The organism is Acinetobacter sp. 228, assembly GCF_048147885.1.
The window spans coordinates 1-1,214 of the sequence record NZ_JAYWYV010000387.1; the positions used below are offsets into that span (position 1 = coordinate 1).

2 protein-coding genes are annotated in these 1,214 nt (G+C 40.4%); one reads left to right on the forward strand and one right to left on the reverse strand.

The features are described from left to right. Positions 1-736: rod shape-determining protein (locus tag VXQ92_RS19240; RefSeq protein ID WP_416682878.1), on the reverse strand; the 736-nt coding region annotated here is incomplete at its 3' end. 133 nt (positions 737-869) lie between these two features. On the opposite strand from VXQ92_RS19240, the gene gatC reads away from it, so the two are divergent. Next, entirely contained in the window at positions 870-1,184 is a 315-nt protein-coding gene (gene gatC, locus VXQ92_RS19245; protein WP_000107699.1) for an Asp-tRNA(Asn)/Glu-tRNA(Gln) amidotransferase subunit GatC, read from the forward strand. Positions 1,185-1,214: the final 30 nt, after the last annotated feature.

Consider the following 1,214-nt stretch of genomic DNA (forward strand, 5'->3'; position numbering starts at 1 on the left):
GAGGTACACCTTCTGCAAGGTTACGGCCACGTACTTCAATTTCTAATGTCGTACCATCAGAAACAGCCATACCAACTTCTTTTTTAATAATTTCAGCTGTGGTTTCACCAATTACGCAACCGTGAGCTTTACGAACATAATTGATAATTTGCTCATCAAATACATCGCCACCAATACGTAAAGAATCAGCATAGACACAACCTTGCAATGAAATAATTGCAATTTCAGTTGTACCACCACCAACATCCACAACCATAGAACCACATGCTTGTTCAACTGGCATGCCAGCACCAATTGCAGCAGCCATTGGCTCTTCAATTAGGCGTACATCACGAGCACCCGCATTAAATACGGCTTCGCGAATTGCACGGCGCTCGACCAAAGTTGATTTACATGGTACACATACAACTACACGAGGTGCAGGTGGGAACAAACGTTTTTCGTGAACTTTACCAATAAACTGATTCAACATGGTTTCAGTCACTTCAAAATCTGCAATTACACCGTCTTTCATTGGACGAATTGCAGAAATATTCGCAGGTGTACGGCCTAGCATTTGCTTAGCATCTAGCCCTACAGCAGCAACAATTTTTTGTGAACCACTGTGACGAATTGCCACAACTGTTGGTTCATTTAATATAATGCCGCGGCCTGGTGCATAAATAAGTGTATTTGCTGTACCTAAATCAATGGCTAGATCCGGCGAAAACAAGCCAATTAGTCGTTTTAGAATCACGGTTCGTTCTCAGTTAAACTTTCATGTGGATGCAAGGTGGCAACTTTAAACTAAATGTGATGATTTGAACAAGTCAATCGCTTATTATAACGCACGATATTTTGAAAATTTTTAATACTGATTAGGTGATGTTATGTCTACATCGGATGCACAGCATTCAGCAGATTTAAATGCACAAACAGTTTCAGCAATCGCCAATCTTGCTCGATTGTCGCTCAATGATACGCAATCTGCTGAATATGCTCAAAGTCTAAATAAAATTTTAGGCATGATGGAAACCTTAAAAGGCATTGATACGGAAGGCGTAGAACCTTTAAAGAGTCCTTTTGACAATCCTCAACCTTTACGTGCTGATGTGGTAACTGAAAGCAATCATCGGGACGAATACCAAGCAGTTGCACCTGCAACTCAAGATGGTTTGTATCTTGTTCCTCGCGTGATTGAATAACTTTTAATCAATTAACCCATCTTCCCTATT